The sequence below is a fragment of the Pseudoalteromonas luteoviolacea genome, from assembly GCF_021654285.1.
GTDB lineage: Bacteria > Pseudomonadota > Gammaproteobacteria > Enterobacterales > Alteromonadaceae > Pseudoalteromonas > Pseudoalteromonas luteoviolacea_J.
In genome coordinates, this window is record NZ_JAKFZS010000019.1 from 17,580 (window position 1) to 35,629 (window position 18,050).

Consider the following 18,050-nt stretch of genomic DNA (forward strand, 5'->3'; position numbering starts at 1 on the left):
TTAAAATCCGACTCTAAGGTATGATTTAACAAGAATTAATTGTTAGAGTCACACTATGCTTTTAAGTGGTTTTTCTGCCCTGAGTTGGCAAACCATATTGGTACTTTTAGGTTTAGGTACTACGATATCCGGTTTTGGCTTTTTTATTATTACCCACCTGTCGAAACAAAAAGCACGCGCGCTGCATGAAATGTCTCAGGCAAAAATCGATACACTTCAGCAGGTGCATGATGAACTTAAAGACAGCCTAAATACGGCGCAGCAACTTCAGTTAAAAACCCATGGAGAGGCTCAGCAATATCAGGCAAGGCTTGCTGAAAAACATGCACAAGTTAAAGAGTATTACGGTTTATGGCAGCAAGCTCAAAATAAAGCACAACAATCCCAAGAGGAAGCGCATCAACTGGCACTCCAGCTAACAGATATGGAAGCCAAACTTACCGAAAAGCAACTGGCATTTGACGCGCAAATAGCACAGCTAGAGCAGGCTAAAAATACGCTTAAACAAGAGTTTGAGAATGTTGCAAGTAAGCTATTTGAAGAGAAGAGTCAGCAATTTTCCCGCCACAGTCAGGAAAAAATTCAAACAATTCTGAGTCCTGTTCAGGGGGAAATTAAAGGTTTTCGAGACAAAATGGAAGCGATCCACAGTGAAGAGTTAAAGCAAAGAGCGGCCTTAAAGACAGAGCTACTTCACTTACAAGCTAACAACCAAGCTATGACGGATCAAGCGAGTAAACTGACGACGGCATTGCAGGGACAAACTAAAACCCAAGGTAACTGGGGTGAGTTAATGCTGGAAAATGTGCTGGATAGCGCAGGTTTAAGGCCCGGATATGATTATAAGCGTGAAGTCAGCTTCACCACATCAGAGGGAAAATACCGCCCTGATGTCATCGTTTATCTACCACAAAGCCGTCATTTGGTTGTGGATGCGAAAACATCTTTGAATGCGTATACAAGATATGTCAATGCGCAGGACGAGGTATCGGCACAGCAAGCAATAAAAGAGCATGTAAGTGCGGTTAAAGCGAGGGTGAAAGAGTTAGGCAACAAGTCTTATGAACGTTTGCCTGGACTGAATTCGCCGGAAGTTGTGATTATGTTTATCCCTGTTGAATCTGCTTTTGTAGAAGCAATTAAATACGAGCCTGATATTTATCAGTATGCTTTAGAAAATAAAGTACTCGTAGCCACCCCTACTACCCTGCTAACGAGCTTGAATATCGTTAAACAGCTTTGGCGCTTCGAAGAACAAAGCAAACACAGCAAAGAACTGGCACTCAGAGCAGAAAAATTTTATAACAAGCTTAATAGTTTTTTACATAGCCTTGAAGGTGTTGGCAAGCAGCTCGATAAAGCACAAGAGACGTACGATAAGGCAGTTGGACAATTATATACTGGAAAAGGGAATTTAATTAAGCAAGCTTCAGAGTTTAAAGAGTTAGGTGTTTCGGTCACCAAAGAGTTACCAGAAGAAATGCTTGAAAAGGCGAAGCTAGAATTAAAGTAAGAGGCACAAAAAAAGGGCTTTCGCCCTTTTTACTTATTGCTTAATTTACCTTGTACACAGCGCATAATCGCCATTTCTTGGCTTATCAGAGTAAAGGTAGATAAAGAGTGAATTATTTTTCACGTCATTCCAAACAGTACTCTTTGGATGTGGACAAAGAGATTGCTTTATATAGCTTTTAATTTCGGTGCTGGTCATAGCTAATGGCGTTGGTATTTGAACAAAAACATTCAATTCACCGTCGTTGAAATTGATACGACTTAGCTTCCAGCTGCCCATCATGTATTGCTTAGAAAAATAGCGGTCAATACGAGTTTGGGCATCGTGACTTATTTCAGCGTGTACAACAGAATGTGATTTATTGTCTACCCAGTAGTTCCATGCTGAAGCCAAAATGATAAATCCAGCTAGTAGCAAAGACCAAAAAGGTAATACATTTTTTTTAGGTCGTACTTTATTCCTATGCCTTTTTCTCTCGGCAATTTTGACCCAATCATTGTGTTTCATTGTACGCTGTGTCATAAGTAAATTCCTCCCGTTCATGTTGCTTATTAAAACAGGGCAATGTGGATAAAAAATGGATCAAAATGGAAGTTATAGTGCTCGGATCAGTTGGTCTGACAAATTTATAAAACTAGTACTTTAAGGTTGATTTTATTTTTGTTTACAAGATTAAAAAAGCCACTCTTTTAAATAAGTGGCTTTTTATCGGTTATGCTTTATTTGAGCGGTAAAGCGATTGAGATATCCAATCCGCCAAGATTACTGCGCTTGATATCAATGGTTCCCGACATGAGCTCTACTAAGCTTTTGCAAATCGAAAGACCTAATCCAGACCCTCCGGTTGCCCTGCTTCGAGAGCTCTCAACACGATATAATCGCTCAAATAGTTTGGGGAGCTCTTCGTCTGTTACTGTTGGTGACGAGTCTTCAATTTGTATGTTGAGATGATGCTTATCTTGATACATTTTAAATACCACTTTTCCTGGACTGTCTGTGTATAAACAGGTGTTCTTACATAAGTTATCGACAACTCTATCTAGTTTAGGTTTATCTATATTGATGGTCGAACCTTCAGGAATGCTGATTTCGCTGCTAAATGTTAGGGCGTGGTTTTCAGTCATGCGTTTAATGTCATAGCTATAATTTTGCGATAAGGTTTGGACGCATTGGATTTGCTGGTTTAAAGCAATTGCATTGTTCTCCGCTTGAGACAGTTGATATACATCGGTTATCAAGGAATTTAGCTGAGATATTTTTTCGTTGATTTTGCTGTAAGCCTTTTTGTTGTCTTCAAACAAGCCATGCTCGAGAGCTTCGATATGTAGCTTTAAGACACTCAGTGGTGTTCTGAGTTCATGAGAGATATCAGCAAGCATTTTTTCTTTTTGCTTTAAGTTTTGCTGGTAAAGCTTTGCGGCTAGGTTCGCACTTCGGTGCTTAATAAAGTAGATATAGGTTAAAAGTGAGCATATAAACAACGCTGATAGTCCCGCTATTAACCATGACTTTTGCATAAGCTTGGTATGTTTTAGCTCACTTTGCGCTAGGGCTTTCTCTTTTTCTGAAACTTCGAGCTGTTGTCGTTGTACTAGGCTGCTTATGCTATTGCGATAGGCTTCTGCCTTTTGATTATTGAACTCTTCTCCAATTGCTTTGTTGAAATTAAATGCTTGAGAAATGTGTTTGTATGCTAGTTCCAAATCACCATTTTGGTGAGCGAGATCGGCGGAGACCTCGTGAAAATAAATTGACAATGGACTATGGTGCTCTGAGTTAATAAGCTTTTGCAACTCTTGAATATAGCTGTTAGCGATATGAGGTTGTTTTAGATACAAATAGGCTTGGGATACGCTTATATGCGCATAGATCATCTGTATTTGGCTTTGTGCTTTTTTTGCAAAATCTAGACTCAGGTGTGCATTGATAAGTGCAGCATCTCCTTGTTCTAATTTTATATAGCTGCTAGCAAGCATGTGATAGGCACGTGACAAGCTTTCATTTGCGTTGGTTTGTTTCAAGTATTTCAGTGCATCATATATATTATCAATAGCCACTTTATGGTTATTTTTTTTAAAAGATACTTGGGATAGACGTAATGCGCTGTCTGCTATAGCCACAATATTTCCATCTTTTTTGTCTTCACCTAACGCCCAACGGAAAAATATTTCTGCCTGATCATAATCATCAAGCCTGACCGAAATATCACCTAAATTATAAAAGTTACTCGCTTTGATACTGTGATTATTACTATCTTTTAAGTAACTTTGAGCCTTTAACTGAAACTGCATTGCTTGCGCTAATTCACTTCTATGATCAGACAATGTACCTAAATTACTGTATGCCAGACCTATAAGTGTTTTGTCATTCAGCTCTTGCGCGGCTTTTAAGGCCTTATAGTAATGCTCTTCCGCTTCTTCAAGCCGAGACATGCGACGATAGTTAATGCCTTTTTCATTATTAATCGTGCGGATTAACTGAGTATCTAAATAATGATTCTGCTCAATGTGGTTAAGGGTCGATATGGCTTTTTCAAACAGCCCTTGTTTTCGATATATTTCGGCTTGAATTAATAACACTTCCAATGCCTTGTCTTGAGATAAGTTTTCTAATCGCCAAGGTTCAATCAAGTCCAAAGCAATTTGATATTTCCCTTGCTTCTCAAGCTGCTTTAATTCATCGATATCTATACTCGCTAAGGCTGTATTGGTAGATAATATGCAAGTTAAAAGCAAAGGCACGAATATTTTTTTCATATTTTTTCAAGCTAAATCAAGACGGTTGCATCCTATGCAACAAATGTGTGACAAATATGGATCATGTAAAGGGGGTTTACAGAGTGGGAGTAAGTAAAATTATGCTCTGAGCTTTAATGCGTTAGTAAAATTATGATTTAGCACAGAAAATAGTTAGTAAAAAGTAGATCTCAATGGGTTGGCATAGTTGGTAAAAATTTGCTTTATAATGGTAGTGATAAGGTCATTGTTGTTATTCACTGAGCAATTGAGCGCTTTAATGACTTATTTTGGGTTAAAAATTGACATGTTACTCAAATTTATACTTTAGATCTGTATTGAGCATGCACGCTAGTATATTTCTGATCTGTATTTGGGCTAGTAAGTAAAAGTGTGATCTTAAATGCTGCCGTTTGATTTAATAAAGATGAGATGTAGAAAAGGGCCCAGTAGGCCCAAGTTGGGATTAAACTATTTAAAATTGATTCATCGTATTGGCTTCACCACCCGCTTTGAGCGCATTGTCTCCGCTAAAGTACTCTTTGTGCGTATCACCAATATTAGAACCCGCCAAGTCTTGGTGTTTGACTGAAGCTTGCTCTCGGCGTATCTCCTGTCTTTGAACATCTCTGACATATGCCAGCATACCTAAGTCACCAAAATATCCCTCGGCGAGAATATCAGTGCTAAGTGCCACAGTATGGTAGGTTGGTAAAGTAATTAGATGATGGAATATACCTGCATGAGTCGCGCCATCTAGCTGGAAACTTTTTACTTTTTCATCGGCTATTTTTGCTAGCTCAGTTGAATCTAGCTCGGGTGCCATGAGTGCTTTCGGGTCAAGTGATGGGTCTGGGTAAGATGATAGATCTTTGCCTTGTGCCTTGAGTGTCTCGTAAGCTTGTTCACGGAATTTCAAAGTCCAATTAAACGACGGAGAGTTGTTATACACTAACTTGGCATTAGGTACTTGCTCTCTAATACGATTTACGAGCTCAGCAATTTGCTCAACGTTAGGCTTTTCAGTTTCAATCCAAAGTAGATCAGCACCCGCTTGCAAACTAGTAACACAATCAAGTACAACTCTGTCTTTTTCAGTGCCTTCTTTAAACTGGTATAGGCCATTGTCTAGACGTACTGGTTTTTGTAGTTGGCCATTTAATTTTATTGCCATATCCCCATCTTGTAATTGGTCTACGTCATGAATGACTTGTGTATCCAAAAATGCAGTATATTGACTTGCGATGTCACCCACTTCTTTAGAGACAGGGATTTTTTGCGTTAAGCTAGCACCCAGAGAGTCTGTTCTTGCGACAATAATGCCATCTTCAACGCCGAGCTCTAAAAATGCATATCGCACAGCATTGATTTTTGACAAAAAGTCTTCGTGTGGCACGGTCACTTTGCCAGCCTGGTGGCCACATTGTTTGGCATCTGAGACTTGGTTTTCAATTTGGATTGCACAAGCGCCCGCTTCTATCATCTGCTTTGCCAATAAGTAGGTCGCTTCTTCATTCCCAAATCCTGCATCGATATCAGCAATAATTGGCACAATATGCGTTTCAAAGTTATCTATCTGAGACTGTAATTGACTCGTATCTTGATCTTTGGCTTTTGCGTCATCGAGCGCCTTGTACAAATGGTCGAGTTCTCTTGCATCAGCTTGCTTTAAAAATGTATAAATCTCTTCAATTAATTTAGGCACCGCGGTTTTTTCGTGCATGCTTTGGTCAGGTAACGGGCCAAATTCAGAACGCAGCGCAGCGACCATCCAGCCACTGAGATAGACATAAGCACCCTTTGTTGTTTTTTGGTGTCTTTTTATTGCCATCATCATCTGCTGCGCAGTAAAGCCATGCCAACAGCCAAGAGATTGCGTATATTGTGCTGGATCAGCATCATAGCGTGCCATATCTTCACGCATGATTTTGGCGGTGTATTTGGCAATATCTAGCCCTGTTTTGAAGCGATTTTGTAAGTGCATTCTGCTGGCATATTCAGGGTTAATAGATTGCCAGTTATGATCTTTGGTTGTACATAGGGTAGTAAAGCGGTCAATTTGAGACTGATAATTGCTCATGATAAATATCCTTCGAACGAGTTGTACACTAAATTAAATTGGTTGTGCCAAAGCGTTTGTGTGAGAGTTGCTGCGGCTTAATTAAACACTAGAACGGCTTTTAAAATTTTTTAAATTTATAGTTGTTATTGTCAGTATATTTATTATGAATGGATCAAGGGGTTTGTTTTTGGATAAATTGCTTTATTTTTGAATAACCCGTTCAAAAAAATTGCACTAGGAACATAGCTATGAATGCAACTGTGAAACAGGCAGGGCTGACCATTGATGCTGACTTTTATGACTTTGTGGAGCAGGAGTTACTTGATGGTTTATTAATAAGCTCTGATGCTTTTTGGCAAGGTTTAGCAAGTATTGTGACCAAGCTCTCACCAAAAAACCATGCTTTGCTCGACAAGCGCGATAAACTGCAAGCCCAGATAGATAATTACCATGTTCAAAACCCAGTTTGGGGTGCTAAAAAGTATCGGACATTTTTGGAATCAATAGGCTACCTTTTACCTCAGCCTCAAGACTTTCAAATAACGACTGAAGTATCTGAGCCGGAAATTGCCCACGTTGCGGCACCGCAACTCGTGGTACCAGTGAACAACGCGCGTTTTGCATTAAATGCCGCCAATGCAAGGTGGGGATCTTTGTATGATGCACTTTATGGGACTGATTTAATTAGCGAAGAGGATGGTGCTGAAAAGGGCAGTAAATATAACCCTGTACGTGGCTTTAAAGTAATGGCCTATGCAAGGCAGTTACTCGATAAAGTACTGCCTCTGAGCGCAGGCTCTCACATAGAAAGTACCCATTATGGCATAGTTGATGGAGCATTAATCGTCACTTTAAATGATAGTCGCCAAGTGCAGCTTGCAAGCCCATCTCAATTGATAGGTTTTCAGGGGCAGTTGCAAAATCCAGCTGTGATCTTAGTGAAACATCATGGGTTGCATATTGAGATCTGTGTTGATCACGATGATCCGATCGGCAAAGTGGATAAAGCGGGGATCAAAGACGTTATCTTGGAGTCTGCATTGACCACGATTATGGATTGTGAAGACTCAGTGGCAGCGGTTGATGCTGAAGATAAGGTTTTGGTATACCGAAACTGGTTAGGTTTGAATAAGGGGAGTCTTACTCTTCACTTTGAAAAAAATGGCGAGCAAATAACTCGAAGTTTAAGTGAAGATAGGGACTATCATGCCATTGATGGATCATCATTAACCTTAAGCGGGCGAGCCATGATGTTTGTTCGAAATGTTGGACACTTAATGACAACGCCTGCGGTTTTTGATGCGGATGGCAATGAAGTGTATGAAGGTATTTTGGATGCTGTTGTAACTTCAGCTGCTGCGCTTCATGATTTACAGGGAAATAGCCCGTATAAAAATAGTAAAACTGCCAGCATTAATATAGTGAAGCCTAAAATGCATGGGCCGGAAGAAGTTACTTTTACTGCTGAATTATTTGACGAAGTAGAGAACATGCTCGGATTACCTGAAAATACCATAAAAATGGGGATCATGGATGAGGAGCGTCGCACATCGGTGAATTTAAAAGCGTGTATTGAAGCGACTAAGGCGCGTGTTGTATTTATTAATACCGGATTTTTAGATCGAACAGGTGATGAGATTCATACTTCAATGCTTGCAGGTGCTGTGAAACCTAAGGAAGACATCAAAACCCAACCTTGGATCTCTGCATATGAGAGACAGAATGTCGAAGCCGGATTAGCCTGCGGATTTAAAGGTCGCGCTCAAATTGGTAAAGGTATGTGGCCCAAACCTGATGAAATGGCAAACATGATGAATGCAAAAGGGGCGCAATTGGAAGCTGGTGCAAGCACAGCTTGGGTACCCTCCCCAACCGCTGCAACACTTCATGCTATTCATTACCATGAGACAGATGTTCAGGCATTGCAAAACACCTTGCTCAATCATCAAAGTCATTGTTTAGATGCGTTACTCACGCCTCCTTTACTGCAAGACAATATGCCTCTCTCTCCCTCTGAGATACAAGCAGAACTGGACAATAATATTCAAGGTATATTGGGGTATGTGGTACGCTGGATTGATCAAGGAATAGGGTGTTCAAAAGTACCTGATATTTTTCATGTTGGATTAATGGAAGATAGAGCGACATTAAGAATTTCGAGCCAACACATTGCCAATTGGTTGGAACATCAAATATGTACTCAAGATCAGGTGCTGGCGACATTTGTGAAAATGGCGAGTGTGGTCGACAGTCAAAATAGCCATGATCCCAATTACGTCCCCATGTGTACAGATGGTCACCCAAATTCAAATAGTCTCGCATACCAAGCTGCCGTTTCGCTTGTACTTGAAGGAAAGCAACAACCTAATGGCTATACGGAACCCCTGTTACATTATTATCGCAGACTGAAAAAACAGACTCATTAATCTTTCTTCTGTTAAGTGCTCTGAATTACTTTAGCCAGAGCACTTTTGTAAACCCCCTTTCCAATTACCTATCTTATTTTGATGATTTGTTGTTAGATACAAATTGATACAGTTTGTTATAATTCCACACGCTATTTTTCCATAAATTCAATACATTAGTTAGCTAATAATAAAGATAAGAAACTGCTATGTACTCTAAAAGAAAGTGGATGCCGATATGTTTGGCTACTTCAATTTTTCATTTTCCAGCCGTTTATGCAGAAGAAGAGACTAGCTTCTGGGAAGGGTTTTCAAATAAGCGCGAAGCAGGCGGGTTCCTGTCATTAGGTTTAGGTGCTTCTTATGGTGGGGGATTACTTACAAATATTGCCACTCGGCCAATTTTAAATATCAACGGTAATTATTACTTTGAAAATGGACTGTTTGTTGAAGTGCCTGGGAGTGACAGTAAATTTGAGCCGCAATGGGCGATGGGCTACAACCTTTATAATTCTAGCGAGTGGGAGTTTGATGTTATTTTCTCGGCTGCGCATGCACACATTTCTTACTATGGATATGTATCAAATGCATATGATGAGAGGGATTTGACTGGGTATGTAGGGCTTCGTGTCACTGGCGCTATAGGCAGCTATCAAATTCAAACCATCCTTGCACCTAAAGCGGACAATAGTGAATATGATGGGGGAACTTACGCCTCTTTTTGGGTTGCGAAATCATGGCAACATAAAAATTGGCACTTTTATAGTTCGGTCGGCTTTCAATATCGTAACAGCGCTATGCTTAATTATTACTATGGTGTGCCTTACAAATCAGCAAGAGTAGATCCTTATCAAGCCTCTGGTGGGGTGAACACCAAATTAAAGCTGGGCTTTACGACGCCAGTTGGCAAGCGCTGGGTGGTTGATGGCGCTATTGGTCTGACTGATTATGCCACCAGTATAGACGATAGTCCGTATTCGTTAGATGCACTTAACACCATCTCCAATCGAAGCAGACTTGGTCGCCATATTAGCGTTACCATGAGCTACGTGTTTTAGGAGGCGAAATGAAAAAATATATTGCTGTTTTTTTCCTTACGCCAGTCCTAGCATGCGCAGCCTCTAACGAGCCACAGTTGAACATTAAGCCTGAGCAATGCGTTGCATTGGAGCAGGGACAAAAATGCTATGTCGATGTTTCTGTGAGCTGGCAAACGAACAGTGTCGGTAACTATTGCTTATTTGCCAACGAGCAGCAGTTGCATTGCTGGCAAAACGTTGCACATGGAAAATGGCAAAGCGAAATTATGATGACGGATAATTTAGCCGTTAGCCTAAAAAGCGACAGTGAAAAAATTATCTTTACCAAAACAATAGAATACGCTTGGATTTATAAAAAAAGAAAAAGCAAAGCGGTACGATGGAGAATGTTTTAAGGATGTGCAGATGAGCCAGTGCAAGGTTGCTTTAGTAGAAGATGATATCGAGTTGGCCCAGTGGATAGCGGATTATCTCAGAGCAAAACAGTACCATGTTGATGTTTATCATGATGGGTTAGTTGGCTTTGAAGCGATCCAAAAGACCAAACCCGATCTCATTATTTTAGATGGCATGCTACCCAGTATGGACGGCTTAGATGTGTGCAAAGCGCTGAGGCAATTAATGCAAACGCCGATTTTAATGTTGACGGCCAGAGATGAAGAAATTGACGAAATCTTAGGGTTAGAAATGGGCGCTGACGACTATTTAACAAAACCGGTGAGAGGCCGTTTATTGGAAGCCCGAATGCGGACCTTGCTAAGACGTGCCACAGTGACTAAAGAAGTTAATGATGAAAAATTAGTGATAGGTGCCCTTGAAGTTGATATGGGTAATCGACAAGTGCTACTCGGTGGTCAAAATATTCAAGTATCAAGCAATGAGTTTGATGTCTTATGGGTGCTAGCTAAGCACGCAGGGAGCGTCGTAACACGCCAGGATTTAGTGCAAGAGCTACGAGGTTTTGAGTATGACGGCTTTGATCGCACCATAGATTTGCGCGTATCTCGGTTACGGAAAAAACTCGGCGATAAAGAAGCGCCTTACAAAATAGCCACTGTGTGGGGCAAGGGCTATCAGCTGTCTAAGGATACTTGGTAATGGAATTATCTAGAAGGCAGTCTATTTAAATGTGGAGGTTTGTCATTGCGCTTGTAAGTGTGCTGATCATCGCAAGCATAGCCCTGGGTCAGGTATTTGATGTCCTCTATTCCTCGGAGGAGTCTGCACAATCCGATGTATCAGAGCAACTTGCTTTGGCATTGCCATTATTAAAGATGATGGCATCTCAAGAAAGTCATTTCGTTTTCGATAAACAACTTCAGCAGAGAATTCTAGGTGATCGCAATGCATTTGTGCGCCTTCACTCTATGGATGAGTACCCTTTGCCGATTCAATTACAACAGCAGCTTCAAAGACAAGAGCCTATCTACCTTGAGACGCAGGATCACGTGAAAGTTCATCTGTTGACCAGTGATCAGACTATTTTGGTTTATCAGTATAATAAGCTGGCTGAACAAGATGATTACCGCCTTTCTTTAACGCTTATTTTTTACTTTCTTCTTGTCATCATTTTAGTGCTTTTCTTAACCCCTTTTGTTCGTAGGCTAATGCATTTAAGCGATACAGCCGCCAAATTTGGTGATGGCCAATTAGATGTTAGGTTAAAGGTGGGCACGCTTTGGTATATTCGAGATATTGAGCTGTCATTTAATCAGATGGCAAACAAGATTAACCTGCTCATGGATGATATTAAATTACTTGCTGGTGGGTTATCCCATGAGTTAAGGACGCCATTGGCCCGAATACGCATGGGCCTAGATACCATTGTCGAAACACAAGATGAAGCGCTTAGGAGCAAATACGAAGCGCGCGTAAACCAGCAATTAGATGATATGGAAGGCTTGCTTATTCATATGTTGGATTTTGCTAGATTACAGCATAGTTTAGATGAGGCTACTCCTCAGCCGCTTGATCTGGTTACGGCACTCCCTAACTTGGTTGACCTCTCTTTTGATGATGCCGTTGAGCTGAATATCACATTGCAACAAGCGTTCATTCATGTTGATCAACGTTATTTTACTATGGCTATCTCTAATATCATTGATAATGCGCTGAAGTATGGACATAGCCGTTGTGTGGTGACGGTAAAGCAAGAGAAAAGTGAGTATGTGGTTGCAATCAGTGATGATGGAAACGGCATTGATGCGAGCAAAGCAGCTGAAGTATTTAAACCGTTTGTCAGGCTTAATCGCCAGCACTGCACTGGATTTGGGATTGGTTTAGCATTCAGTGCCAAAATTATTGCGCGCTATCGAGGGGAAATCTTTGCGGGTGTTTGCGCTGAACTAGGAGGTGCCTGCATAACCGTGAAGTTCCCAGCCTTATAAAAGACGCTTATATTGGTGAATAATTATGCTAACGACTTCATTGCAATAATCTGCATTTGAGCTTTCATAGATCTAAAAATCCGCGTACTTTGTACACAAAACAGTGCCTAATACGCTGATATCGGTACCTTTAAAAGGGAATATTTTATCTGTCACATAAGTTTAATAATTTATAATTCCTGTTTGTACAACGGATTAGGATTTTAGCTCTAATTTGTGTTTGACCAATTTGGAACCTTCCTATACATTCCTCCTGAAATTTACACAAACTGTAGTTACTGGCAAACTAGGTGAAAGCCTAGGACGCAAAGCTTCCGGTCTAAATGCGCTGTATATTCATGCAATGCACACGATAGCGGGGTTGCTTCATAGTTAGGGATACTGTGAATATTCAAGATGGATGTGACTGCCAGATCTACTCAATACCACTACTGAACGTAGTTATTTGAGGATAGATATGAAAATATTTTCTAATAAACCAATGCTAGTAGCACTATGCGCTGCGACAGGTTGGCTTCCAATGCAAGGCTATGCAAACGATTTCTGGCATAGCTACCTAGAGTCTAGATCATCACAATCAGATCTGAGAGATCCTAACACGCAAATAGCAGATGATCAGATCATCTCTAACTTTTCATACGCGGGATACCAGTTCTCAAACCAAGCGATCCCGAGTGTCAATGAACTTGGCTACCGTATTTTTGATGTAACTGGCTATGGTGCAGATATTGCCCCTGGTCGTTCGGACAAGCAGGCGGTACGTGATGCCATTGCAGCAGCTGAAAAGCACATCGATGAGGGTGGTAAAGGCGCAGTTATTTATTTCCCTAACGGTACGTATGACTTGAACACTTTGTCTGATGTTGCAGATATAGATAAGTCCGATACTGTCGAAGGTCGTAAGAGTCGTGAAAGCGCAACTATTAAGATATCACGTGGTAACGTGATATTGCGTGGTGAGAGCCAGCTGAGTATTTTAAAAATGGACCAGCATTTAGATTTGGTTTATCCAAACAAAATGTGGACAAGTCCTTATCTATTTGAGATTGGTTATAACTACGCTAACCGCGATCCTAAAGTGAAAAGTGTGCGTGAGTCAGTAACCTCTCCTAGCAAAGAGCGTTTTATTACTGATATTACTTCTAGCCACCCAAGACAATCTACACGTTCTGTGCAAGTTCGTGATACATCTCTACTTAAAGTAGGTCAGTGGGTGCAGCTGTCTCGTTTTGATCCTCGCCCAGAGACGATTGCCAAAGCATTATCACCTTATAAGTTAGATGGTAAGTGGGGCATGATCAAAAAAGGGGTTCGCTCACAAGAATTTCATCAAATTACTGCCATTGAAGGTAATGAAGTGACATTCGCCGCGGTTATTCATCATGATGTTGAAAACGATGGGTACTGGGGTTTGAAACAAGCACGCCTGGTGCAAAATATCGGTGTTGAAAACCTAACAATTCAAGGTAATTGGCAGGAATCATTTAAACATCATAAAAGTGGTGTGCATGATGGTGGGTGGAGCGCTATTCGTTTCTCTCGCGTTGCGCATGCATGGCTTAAAAACGTGGAGTTTATCGACTTAAACCAAGGCGTTTCTGTGGTAAACAGTGCTGCGATGACCCTAAAAGACTTAGCGTTTACGGGTAACCCAGGCCATATCAGCTTAGACATTAATGCATCGACCCATGTTTTGGCACAAAACATTGATGATCAAGCTGAGCACTGGCATGCAGCGGGCTTTTCTCATAAAGCTGCGGGTAACGTAATTTCTGGATCAACGCACTCTCCTGATCGTTTCCATAACTTGCATGCCAATATGCCTTACAGCAATTTAATTGAAAACAGCACTGGCGGTTGGAATTATGGCTTTATGGGCGGCTCTGTCGGTGCACAGCCTAACCACCTTAAGCATTTAGTATTTTGGAACATCACCAATACAGCACAAAACGAGTCTATTGATAAGTGGGCGTTTATGCGCCACGACAGCAAGTATGGTCGTGTGATCATGCCATATGTAGTTGGCTTAAAAGGTGCTGGTTTTAATGGCTTTGAGAGTCAGCAAAGATATGACACAAGTTTGGCTGATAAGCCACAAGCACATGTGCAAAGTCACACTGATATCGAAAGTTTATACGCGCAACAGTTACAGCAACGCCGCTGTGCAAAAAAAGTGACTGGTGACAATTTAATTGGTGCTTGGTCATTAAAAGGCAATGTGTGTGACCTGTCAGGTCAAGGGCAAGACGGCAAAGTGTATGGTGAATACCAAGGTACATTTAACGGCGTTGATCAGCGTATTGAGCTTGGTGACATCGACCAATTTAGCAAAATCGAGCTTGAGTTTAAATACGATAATTTCAGCACGGCTAAAACGGGTTTTATGTTATCGAAAGGTAATTACGGTACACAAAACGCATATTACATCCAAGTAAATAAAGAAGGCGTGATCAGTGCACGTATCAATGGCAAAGGCGTTAATGCAGGTAATTTTGCTGATGGTCAATGGCACAAACTTGAAATGCAGCTAGAGGGTAATGTTTTATCTCTGAGCATTGATGGTCAGTCAATGGGTAGTAAGAGCATTGTGCTACCAAAGCAAAATGACGTGCCACTTAGCGTTGGCTCTACACCAAAGAACACTTATCCGTTCAAAGGTGAAGTAAGAAACGTTCGCGTATATCGCTAATTTTTACAAGGTGCCTACCAAGCTGGATACAAGCCGTTGGCACCTAATTTCAAGATTTATTTGGCCACAATAGAAGGCCGACAAGAAAGTAGTAAGGTATTAAACATGACAACATTACCTCCATATAAAAAGTATGCAATCGTGGCTTTGGCGTTAGTTTTTGGCTGGTTCTCAACCTTTATGGTTAATGGTATTGAAGTGAACGAAACCTCTATGTATTGCTTAAAGCTTAAAGATAAAGCAAACATGGATTTATGTAGCAAAGACGTACTGTAAAGTTGATTGTGAGGCTCGGTGCATACCTAGTGTGCCGAGCGTTAAATCGCAACTTTAGGTGTTGCTTGTTTTTTCTTTCAATTGTTTAACTCACCCAGCTCAACTTAAACCCTTTTTAAATATTCAGCCATTAAGTAGTTGGTTAAATAGTCTACACATTGTTACAAATTTCGTTTATCTAGTCTGCTATATTCAATTTTCAGTTAGAATGTGTGAGATTGTTTTGAAAAACTATAAACAAAGTGTAGTGTTAGCGGTTGCAGTTGGCTTGAGTGGTTGTGTTTTTGCACCGAAAAAAACCGCCTATTTAGATGAGCACTGTGATATTGTGCGAGAAAAAACGGATATTGATGTCATCGTCTTTGCTGATGAAGCGTCTAATGTGACGCCTTACTATCCAAATGATATTTATATTCCTGCATTGGTGGCCGCAACATCTGCTGCATTTTCATCAGTTGCTTATATATATGACAATATACAGGATTCAATTGAGTATAAAGAACAATGCGGTGACAGAACACACTCGGAGCAAGGTGCAAAAGGCACTGAGGAATCTGCAAAGTCATGTTCAGATAGTGAACTGTGTGGAATTGAAAGAAAGCGATGAGTGACAGTTTGTAAAGGGGGTTTACGGCAACAGAAAAAGCCGCATATAGCGACTTTATCCAGGGGGTAATCAAATAGGTTGCTCGCTGAGATTAGCGCTCGTTTTCGAGCAATTTTCCTTGGCCAATTTCAATTTTTCTTGGCTTTAATGCTTCTGGCACTTCTCTTTCTAATTTGACGACCAGTAAACCATTTTCTAATTCTGCACCAATGACTCGAACATGATCTCCTAATTGGAAGCTTTGTTCAAAATTACGTTCAGCAATGCCTTGGTGAATAAATTTACGCTCTGCACTGTCATCTTTATTGTCTTTCTGGCCTTTGATTCTGAGCGTATTGTTCTCTGATTCTATGTGAAGTTCATCTTCGCTGAACCCGGCCACGGCCATGGTGATTTGATACTTGTCTTGGTCTAGAGCTTCAATGTTGTATGGTGGATAACTTGCCTGCTTGCCATTGTGAGCAGCGCGGTCCATAAGTGACGCTAAATGATCGAAGCCAATGAATGAACGGTATAGTGGAGTTAGATCTACGTTGCGCATAATAATATCCTCTTAATAAGCGATAATGTTTGTTTACCCTTCTTTTGAACTGATAAACAAACTAAAAAAATAACATTTGTTTTGGTTGGGACCCTGTCGGCGTCCTCACAATACTATCTATGGACGGGGCAAATAGTTTTCAAGTAAAAAATTAAAATAAATTTTAAAAAGCCAATTTATCGGGCTTTTCCGGAGAGTTTTAGCATAGTTTGGATTCGCCTGAATATACAGTAAAGCGCTTTCCAATATGTACTTGGTCATTTTTGAAGCCAACAAAAGGCACGTGATGCCAATTGGCTTGTAGTCGTTCTTCGTTGATTTCCAATGTCACGAACCCTCGGTTTGCGAGATCAATATAGCGAATATGTGGGTTCTCAGGCATTAAGATTTTGCCAACGTCTCCGACTAGCTGCTGTAGTCCCGGCACAGGGATAGAAGGTGAGGTCACTGATGAAGTCACGATTTCCACAGCGACGGCACCATCATGGGTAAAACGGTTGTATTTTCGTCAGTCGTAAGGGTCTTTGCAGATGTTAGCAGCCCAAGACGAGTGCACATCTCCGGTCAATAAAACGGCGTTATTGATGTGATTGTGTTCAATAAAATCTAATAGTCGGTTTCTGGCTGCTGGATATCCATCCCAAGAGTCTGTATAAATAGGCTTACCAAGCATCTGAATTTGCATCATTTGTACTTGCTGGCCAATTAACTGCCATGTTACGCCATTGCGTTTGCCATCTAACAAGTTGTCTTGTAGCCACTGTTCTTGCTCATAGCCGAGTAATGTGCGCTGTTCGTCTAGGCGTGCAGGGTCTTTCACATCGACTTGTTGATCTCTACCAATAAAGCGGGTGTCTATCATATTAAGTTCAGCCAGGTTACCAAATCGAAAACGGCGGTATGCTTTTTCTCTGTTAGTGTGTTGAGGCTCTCTTATTGGCATCCATTCATAGTAGGCTTGAATGGCGGCACGGCTACGCGCTTGCCATGTGCCCTCTCCATCATTATGATTTTTTGCACCTTCTCGCCATGTGTCATTAGTAAACTCATGGTCATCCCAAATACAGATCATCGGGTGGGTTTGATGCAGTTTTTGTAGATCAGTATCCGTTTTATAGCAAGCATGTCTTTGGCGGTAGTTGGATAATGTCACCATTTCGTGATTTGGTGTGACTTTACGATTCCATAAAAAAGGATTTCTGTAGATGTCTTTATTGCCATACTCATATAAATAATCACCCAGATGCAGTACAGCGTCTAAGTCTGCAATCTCTGCGATACGTGCATACACATTAAAGTAGCCGTAACTGAAGTGAGAGCATGATGCCATCGCTAATTTGATTGTGCTGACATCATATTCTGGCAGGGTTTTGGTTTTTCCAGTTGGTGAGATGATTGGCTCATCGAGCTCATCGATAATAAATCGATATACATATCGTGTGTTTTCTTGTAGGCCTTTGGCATCTACTTTTACAGTAAAGTCTTGCGCTTGGCTTGTGAGGACATGACCACTGGAAACGATATTAGAAAAACTGCTATCAGTTGCTATTTGCCAAATTACCTTGACCGTTAATGTGTTGATATCTAGCCGTGCTTTTACTTCTTTAGGTATCGTGACCCTAGTCCATAATATCACAATATCACGCTATCCGATAAAGGGTCGCCGCTTGCAACACCATGGCCAAAAGGATTCTCTGAAAAGGTACAGCCTGATAGCGATAGGCTCAATGGTAAGCTCGAGATGATCATGCTGCTTTTAATAAACTGGCGACGGGAAATATTCATAAGTAATTAC

General features: G+C 40.9%; 14 protein-coding genes, 1 pseudogene and 1 riboswitch. Of the genes and pseudogenes, 9 read left to right on the forward strand and 6 right to left on the reverse strand.

Annotated features, from left to right (window positions below; all coding sequences use genetic code 11):
• Positions 1-55 precede the first annotated feature (55 nt).
• Positions 56-1,513: a DNA recombination protein RmuC gene (gene rmuC, locus L1077_RS17445; protein ID WP_440589549.1), complete on the forward strand. Its 1,458-nt coding sequence runs from the start codon at positions 56-58 to the stop codon at positions 1,511-1,513.
• Between the two features lie 45 nt (positions 1,514-1,558).
• On the opposite strand, the gene L1077_RS17450 is transcribed toward rmuC, so the two are convergent.
• The 3 genes from L1077_RS17450 to L1077_RS17460 all read right to left on the reverse strand — a co-directional run bounded on the left by L1077_RS17450 (position 1,559) and on the right by L1077_RS17460 (position 6,328).
• On the reverse strand, positions 1,559-2,035 hold the full coding sequence (locus L1077_RS17450) for a hypothetical protein (RefSeq protein WP_237138244.1): 477 nt from the start codon (positions 2,033-2,035) through the stop codon (positions 1,559-1,561).
• Between the two features lie 197 nt (positions 2,036-2,232).
• Entirely contained in the window at positions 2,233-4,269 is a 2,037-nt protein-coding gene (locus L1077_RS17455) for an ATP-binding protein (protein ID WP_237138245.1), read from the reverse strand.
• A gap of 454 nt (positions 4,270-4,723) precedes the next feature.
• Positions 4,724-6,328, reverse strand: coding sequence for an isocitrate lyase (locus L1077_RS17460; RefSeq protein WP_237138246.1), 1,605 nt, complete (start codon positions 6,326-6,328; stop codon positions 4,724-4,726).
• 230 nt (positions 6,329-6,558) lie between these two features.
• Here L1077_RS17460 and L1077_RS17465 point away from each other — a divergent pair, with 230 nt between their 5' ends.
• The 8 genes from L1077_RS17465 (at position 6,559) to L1077_RS17500 (ending at position 15,714) form a co-directional block, all read left to right on the forward strand.
• The gene (locus L1077_RS17465) at positions 6,559-8,736 is read left to right on the forward strand and encodes a malate synthase G (RefSeq protein ID WP_237138247.1); all 2,178 of its coding nucleotides are present in this window, start codon (positions 6,559-6,561) and stop codon (positions 8,734-8,736) included.
• Positions 8,737-8,924: 188 nt separating this feature from the next.
• The gene (locus L1077_RS17470) at positions 8,925-9,773 is read left to right on the forward strand and encodes a MipA/OmpV family protein (protein ID WP_237138248.1); all 849 of its coding nucleotides are present in this window, start codon (positions 8,925-8,927) and stop codon (positions 9,771-9,773) included.
• 8 nt (positions 9,774-9,781) lie between these two features.
• Positions 9,782-10,150, forward strand: a complete 369-nt coding sequence (locus tag L1077_RS17475; protein ID WP_237138249.1) for a DUF3019 domain-containing protein — start codon at positions 9,782-9,784, stop codon at positions 10,148-10,150.
• Between the two features lie 10 nt (positions 10,151-10,160).
• Positions 10,161-10,853 carry a response regulator transcription factor gene (locus L1077_RS17480; RefSeq protein ID WP_237138250.1) on the forward strand — a complete coding sequence of 231 codons (693 nt, stop codon included), beginning with the start codon at positions 10,161-10,163 and terminating at the stop codon, positions 10,851-10,853.
• Between the two features lie 29 nt (positions 10,854-10,882).
• Positions 10,883-12,142: an ATP-binding protein gene (locus L1077_RS17485; protein ID WP_237138251.1), complete on the forward strand. Its 1,260-nt coding sequence runs from the start codon at positions 10,883-10,885 to the stop codon at positions 12,140-12,142.
• Between the two features lie 270 nt (positions 12,143-12,412).
• Positions 12,413-12,511, forward strand: a riboswitch (cyclic di-GMP riboswitch).
• Positions 12,512-12,599: 88 nt separating this feature from the next.
• Entirely contained in the window at positions 12,600-14,831 is a 2,232-nt protein-coding gene (locus L1077_RS17490) for a DUF4955 domain-containing protein (protein ID WP_237138252.1), read from the forward strand.
• A gap of 105 nt (positions 14,832-14,936) precedes the next feature.
• Positions 14,937-15,107 carry a hypothetical protein gene (locus L1077_RS17495; RefSeq protein WP_155735584.1) on the forward strand — a complete coding sequence of 57 codons (171 nt, stop codon included), beginning with the start codon at positions 14,937-14,939 and terminating at the stop codon, positions 15,105-15,107.
• Between the two features lie 223 nt (positions 15,108-15,330).
• The gene (locus L1077_RS17500) at positions 15,331-15,714 is read left to right on the forward strand and encodes a hypothetical protein (RefSeq protein WP_237138253.1); all 384 of its coding nucleotides are present in this window, start codon (positions 15,331-15,333) and stop codon (positions 15,712-15,714) included.
• A 91-nt stretch (positions 15,715-15,805) separates the two neighbouring features.
• Here L1077_RS17500 and L1077_RS17505 read toward each other — a convergent pair whose 3' ends face one another.
• The 3 genes and pseudogenes from L1077_RS17505 to L1077_RS17515 form a co-directional block, all read right to left on the reverse strand.
• Positions 15,806-16,255: an Hsp20 family protein gene (locus tag L1077_RS17505; protein WP_237138254.1), complete on the reverse strand. Its 450-nt coding sequence runs from the start codon at positions 16,253-16,255 to the stop codon at positions 15,806-15,808.
• A 199-nt stretch (positions 16,256-16,454) separates the two neighbouring features.
• Positions 16,455-17,891, reverse strand: a pseudogene (locus tag L1077_RS17510) (alkaline phosphatase D family protein).
• Positions 17,888-18,040 carry a hypothetical protein gene (locus tag L1077_RS17515; RefSeq protein WP_237138255.1) on the reverse strand — a complete coding sequence of 51 codons (153 nt, stop codon included), beginning with the start codon at positions 18,038-18,040 and terminating at the stop codon, positions 17,888-17,890. The pseudogene L1077_RS17510 and the gene L1077_RS17515 overlap by 4 nt, the downstream one beginning before the upstream one ends.
• Between the last annotated feature and the right edge of the window lie 10 nt (positions 18,041-18,050).

Coding starts and splice junctions, on each gene's coding strand:
- rmuC (WP_440589549.1), top strand. CDS start 56: ATGCTTTTAAGTGGTTTTTCTGCCCTGAGTTGGCAAACCATATTGGTA.
- L1077_RS17450 (WP_237138244.1), bottom strand. CDS start 2,035: ATGACACAGCGTACAATGAAACACAATGATTGGGTCAAAATTGCCGAG.
- L1077_RS17455 (WP_237138245.1), bottom strand. CDS start 4,269: ATGAAAAAAATATTCGTGCCTTTGCTTTTAACTTGCATATTATCTACC.
- L1077_RS17460 (WP_237138246.1), bottom strand. CDS start 6,328: ATGAGCAATTATCAGTCTCAAATTGACCGCTTTACTACCCTATGTACA.
- L1077_RS17465 (WP_237138247.1), top strand. CDS start 6,559: ATGAATGCAACTGTGAAACAGGCAGGGCTGACCATTGATGCTGACTTT.
- L1077_RS17470 (WP_237138248.1), top strand. CDS start 8,925: ATGTACTCTAAAAGAAAGTGGATGCCGATATGTTTGGCTACTTCAATT.
- L1077_RS17475 (WP_237138249.1), top strand. CDS start 9,782: ATGAAAAAATATATTGCTGTTTTTTTCCTTACGCCAGTCCTAGCATGC.
- L1077_RS17480 (WP_237138250.1), top strand. CDS start 10,161: ATGAGCCAGTGCAAGGTTGCTTTAGTAGAAGATGATATCGAGTTGGCC.
- L1077_RS17485 (WP_237138251.1), top strand. CDS start 10,883: ATGTGGAGGTTTGTCATTGCGCTTGTAAGTGTGCTGATCATCGCAAGC.
- L1077_RS17490 (WP_237138252.1), top strand. CDS start 12,600: ATGAAAATATTTTCTAATAAACCAATGCTAGTAGCACTATGCGCTGCG.
- L1077_RS17495 (WP_155735584.1), top strand. CDS start 14,937: ATGACAACATTACCTCCATATAAAAAGTATGCAATCGTGGCTTTGGCG.
- L1077_RS17505 (WP_237138254.1), bottom strand. CDS start 16,255: ATGCGCAACGTAGATCTAACTCCACTATACCGTTCATTCATTGGCTTC.
- L1077_RS17515 (WP_237138255.1), bottom strand. CDS start 18,040: ATGAATATTTCCCGTCGCCAGTTTATTAAAAGCAGCATGATCATCTCG.